Source organism: Nonomuraea corallina, from assembly GCF_027620315.1.
In the GTDB taxonomy this organism is placed as follows: domain Bacteria; phylum Actinomycetota; class Actinomycetes; order Streptosporangiales; family Streptosporangiaceae; genus Nonomuraea; species Nonomuraea corallina.
Genome location: NZ_JAPNNL010000291.1, coordinates 1 through 4,760, shown reverse-complemented (window position 1 = coordinate 4,760; position 4,760 = coordinate 1). Strand labels below are relative to the sequence as shown.

4 protein-coding genes and 1 pseudogene are annotated in these 4,760 nt (G+C 72.8%); all 5 read left to right on the top strand.

The genetic code is table 11. The features are described from left to right. A pseudogene (locus tag OUY22_RS35740) lies at positions 1-462 on the top strand (protein phosphatase 2C domain-containing protein); the annotation flags it as partial. Then, complete coding sequence (locus OUY22_RS35735) at positions 455-1,738, top strand: vWA domain-containing protein (protein ID WP_270159747.1); 1,284 nt, start codon at positions 455-457, stop codon at positions 1,736-1,738. The pseudogene OUY22_RS35740 and the gene OUY22_RS35735, both read left to right, overlap by 8 nt. Further along, positions 1,738-2,610 (top strand): FHA domain-containing protein, encoded by an 873-nt coding sequence (locus OUY22_RS35730; RefSeq protein ID WP_270159746.1) that lies wholly within the window; start codon positions 1,738-1,740, stop codon positions 2,608-2,610. The genes OUY22_RS35735 and OUY22_RS35730 overlap by 1 nt, the downstream gene beginning before the upstream one ends. Further along, the gene (locus tag OUY22_RS35725; RefSeq protein ID WP_270159745.1) at positions 2,607-3,986 is read left to right on the top strand and encodes a hypothetical protein; all 1,380 of its coding nucleotides are present in this window, start codon (positions 2,607-2,609) and stop codon (positions 3,984-3,986) included. Before OUY22_RS35730 ends, OUY22_RS35725 begins: the two co-directional genes overlap by 4 nt. Beyond that, on the top strand, positions 3,983-4,760 hold a 778-nt coding region (locus OUY22_RS35720; protein WP_270159744.1), incomplete at its 3' end, for a transporter substrate-binding domain-containing protein. The genes OUY22_RS35725 and OUY22_RS35720, both read left to right, overlap by 4 nt.

Genomic DNA, 4,760 nt, shown 5'->3' with positions numbered 1-4,760 from the left:
TCGCACGAGGAGGCGTTCGCGCTGGCGGGCGCGGCGGTCGGCAAGCTCGCCGCCTCGCCGGACGCCGCCCCTGCCTGTACCTACGTGGCCGCCGTCGTACGACCGGGCGAGATCACGCTCTGCTGGGCCGGTGACACGCGCGCCTACTGGCTCGCCGCAGACGGACGCCGGGAGGGCACGCTGCTCACCGACGACGACGCCGTGCCCACCGGGGAGATCACCGCCTGGCTCGGGGCCGACTTCCCCGACGTCCGTCCCCGCGTGCGCGCCTTCGCCCCGCCGGGGCCCGGTCTGCTGCTGGTGTGCAGCGACGGGTTGTGGCGCTATCTCGACGGCTACCGCTTTCCCGCCGAAGGAACTCCGCTGGACCAGGTCCGCCACCTGCTGCGGCACGCGCTGGACTCCGGCGGCCACGACAACGTGACCATCGCCTTGATCCCTCCAGGAGGCCCGCATGGGTGATCAGCCCACCTTCACCTTGCATATCGACCAGAACAAGTACCTGCCGACGGACGGCCGGCAGGTGCACGCCGTCCTCACGATCGGCTCCTCCGGGGAGGCCACGGCGCAGACCGCCACCGAGACCGCCGAAGTGATCATCGTGGACACGTCGGGGTCGATGAGCGGCAGCAAGATCCGTGATGCCCGTACGGCCGCGGCCACGGCCGTCGAGACGCTGCGCGACGGCGCGTACTTCGCGGTGATCTCCGGCACCTCCACGGCCAAGGTGATCTACCCCGGCGGCGTCGGGCTGGCCCGCGCCAACCCGGCGACGCGGGCCGAGGCCCAGCGGGCCATCGCCCAACTGGGCGCCAGGGGCGGCACCGCGATCGGCGAGTGGCTCAAGCTGGCCGGCCATCTGCTGTCGGCACACCCGAACGCGGTCCGGCACGCCCTCCTCATGACCGACGGCCAGAACAACGAGCGCGAGGAGGCCTTCGCGGGCGTGCTGGCCGCCTGGAGCGGCAAGTTCGTCTGCGACAGCCTCGGCGTCGGCGCCGACTGGGTGCCCGCCCAGCTCCGCATGGTGTCCGAGGCGCTGCTCGGCACGTTCGAGTTCGTCAGGAACCAGCACGAGCTGGCCGAGTTCTTCCGCCGGATCACGCAGACCACCATGGGCAAGACCGTGCCCGACCTGTCGCTGCGCGTGTGGGTGCCGCAGGCCGCCAGGCTCGCGTTCGTCAAGCAGGTGTCGCCCACGCTGCTCGACCTGACCGGCAAGCGCACCGACGTCAACCCGCTGACCGGCGACTACCCGACCGGCGCGTGGGGGCGCGAGGACCGCGAGTACCACCTGTGCGTCGAGGTCCCGCCAGGCCAGGTCGGGCAGGAGATCAGGGCCGGGTGGGTAAAGCTGGTGCGGCCCGACACGCAGGAGGTGCTCGCCTCCGGGAACGTGCTCGCCCAGTGGACCGACGACCTCGCCCAGTCCACCCGCATCAACCCGAAGGTGGCCCACTACACCGGCCAGGCGGAGCTGCACGAGCTGATCCAGGCCGGGCTGAGCGCCCGCGCGGCCGGGGACGTGGAGGCCGCCACAGCCCGGCTGGCCAAGGCCAGGAAGCTCGCCGCCGACTCCGGCCGCGAGGACACCGCGCGGCTGCTGGACAAGGTGGTCGAGATCGACCCCGTCCAGGGCACCGCCCGGCTGGTCAGGAACGTCGACAAGGCCGACGAGATCGAGCTGGACACCGGCTCGGTCCGCACCAGCAGGCTCCGCAGGACGGAGGGCAGCTGATGGCGATCTGCCCGCAGGGCCACGCGTCGGGCAGCGACGACTACTGCGACCTGTGCGGGGCGCTGATCTCCGCGCCGGCGCCCGCCTCCCAGCCGGGGCCCGCACATCAGCCGTCCGGACCCGCGGCGCCGCACGGGACGTCGCAGGCGGCATCCCAGGGGGCGTCGGAGAGCTGCCCGGTCTGCTCGACCCCGCGCGTCGGCCCGTTCTGCGAACTGTGCGGCCACTCTTTCGCGGACGGCTCTTCCACGGACGGCTCTTCCACGGACGGCTCTTCCACGGACGGCTCTTCCACGGACGGCTCTTTCGCGGACGGCTCTTTCGCGGACGGCTCCCCTGCGAGCGGCTCCCCCGTGGGCGGCCACCTCGCGGGCGGCTCTTCAGCGGGCGGCTCCATCGCGGGCGGCTCCATCGCGGGCGGCTCCATCGCGGGCGGCGCGTCCGGCATGCGGACTCCGGTGGTCGGCGCCCGGTGGGAGGCGGTGGCCGCGGCCGACCGCGCCTACTACGAGCAGGTCATCGCCCAGGGAGGCCCGGACGCCGCGGCCATGGCCTTTCCCCCGTACTGCCCGGAACGATCCTTCCCGCTCGTCGGCGAGCAGGTGCGCATCGGGCGCAGCCGCAGGGGACGTGACCTGGTGCCCGAGATCGATCTCGCCGGGCCGCCGACCGACCCCGGCGTGTCGGGGCTGCACGCGGTGCTTCTCGCCTCGCCCGGCGGGTCGTGGATGCTGGTCGACCCGGGCTCGGCGAACGGCACGCAGGTCAACGGCCGGCCCGTCACGGTGAACGTGCCGGTCCCGGTGGGCGCCGGCGACCGCATCCACCTCGGCGCGTGGACCGTGATCACGATCAGGGAGGGCACCCCTTGACGGTCACTCCGATCCCGCCCGCGCCGCCCGTCCCGAGCGCCGCCGCCGCGCCGCCGTCCCGGCACAGCGTGCCCGGCCGGATCCGGGCGCTCACCGCGACGTCGGTCGCGGCGCTCGCGCTGCTGTTCGCCGCCGTCGCCGCCGGGGCCGCCACCGCGGGCGACGGCCTGCGCCTCATCGGCCGTGACGCCGGCCCCCAGGTGGTCGCCACCTCCGGCCTGTACTTCGGGCTGAGCGACATGGACGCGCTGATCGCCGACGTGCTCGCGCTGGGGACCGGCGACCAGACCCAGAGGCCGCAGGCCCTCGCGCGGTACGAGCGACAACGTTCGGCCGCCAACCTGGCGCTGCTGGAGGCGTTCCAGCTGGCCGGCGACGACCAGGCCGAGCGCCGTACCATCCAGTCCGTGCTGGACGGGCTGGGCCGCTACGAGCAACTGGTCGCGCGGGCGCTGCTGCTCGACAGCCAGTCCAGCCACGCCCCCGGCGAGCCGCCCGCCTCGGCCTTGGGCGTCTACCGGGACGCCACCGACCTCATGCGCCAGGAGCTGCTGCCGCAGGCCTACAACCTGACGCTGGAGAGCGGCACCATCGTGCGCCGCACCTACGACGACACCGCCGGGACGCTGCCGCTGCTGATGGCCGCGGTGATCGTGGCCGGGCTGCTCGCGCTCGGGTGCCTGGTGTATCTCCAGGTGTATCTGGCCCGGCGGTTCCGCCGGGTGTTCGGGCTCGCGCTCGTCGGCGCCACCCTGGTGACCGTGGGCGTGGCCGTGGCGGGGCTGAACGTGATCCAGCGGGACCTCGACCACCTGCGGACCGCCAAGCTCGAAGGCTTCGACCCGGTGGTGACGCTGGCCAGGGCCCGCGCCATCGGCTACAGCATGCAGGGCGACCAGAGCCGCTTCCTGCTGGACGAGGAGCGGGCCGACACCTACGAGCACCGGTTCCTGGACGCGTCGCAGCGGCTGCTGTACGTGGAGGCGGGGAGCCTGGTGAAGTACCAGATCGCGGTGCGGAAAGCCGGAGACTTCCGGGGCATGCTGGGCTCCGAGCTCGCCGGCGCGACCGCCGAGCCCGCGCTCGACGCCTACCTCCGCTACCAGGAGGCCGACACCCTGATGCGCACCCGGGCGGCCGCGGGCCGCACCGGCGAGGCGGTCACGATCAGGCTCGGCGAGGTCCGGCAGGCGTTCGAGAAGTACGACGCCGAACTGGTGAAGATCGCCGAACGCAAGCAGAGCGTCTTCGCCTCGGCGGTCGATCGCGGCGAGCGGGCGCTGGACGAGCTGTGGGCCGTGCTGCCGTTCGCCGCCGGCGCCATCGGCGTGCTGCTCGCCCTGGGCGTGTGGCCACGACTGAGGGAGTACCGTTGAAGCGGCTGATGATCGTGATGCTCGCGGCGGTCGCGCTGGTGGCCGCCGGATGCGGCTCCGGCACGCCGGAGTCCCTGCTCGACAAGGACGAACTCGTCATCGGCGTCCGGCCCGACCTGCCGTCGGTGGGATTCCGCAAGGGCGGCGGGTTCGAGGGCTTCGATGTCGACGTGGCCGTCTACGTCGCCGAGCGGCTCGGCAAGAAACACCGGCTGATCCCGGTGCTGGCCGCCGACCGCGAGGACGCCGTGCTCTCCGGCAAGGCCGACCTGGTGGTGGCCACGTACACGATCAGTGAGGAACGCAAACAGAAAGTGCTGTTCGCCGGCCCGTATCACATCTCCTACCAGGACATCCTGATCCGGCCCGACGATTACCGGATCAGGAACGTGCGCGACCTGCGGGGCCGGCGCATCTGTGAGGTGGAGGGCTCGAACGCGGCCCAGCGGGTGGTCGAGGAGCGCGGGGTGGCGGCGGAGGTCAAGCCGTACCCCGACTACCAGGCCTGCATGCTGGCGCTGAAGCAGGACCAGGTCGACGCCATCACCACCAACGACGTCATCCTGGCCGGGCTGGCCAGGCAGGACGGCGGCGGGCTGCGCCTGGCCAACGCCCAGTTCAACGAGCAGCGGACCGGCATCGGCCTGCGCCGGGGAGACGTGGCCGGGTGCGAGGAGGTCAATCGGGCGATCACCGACATGTATCAGGACGGGACCGCCGCCAAGCTGCTGCGCGAGTGGTTCGGCGGCACCGGCCTGCACTTCGGCACGATCG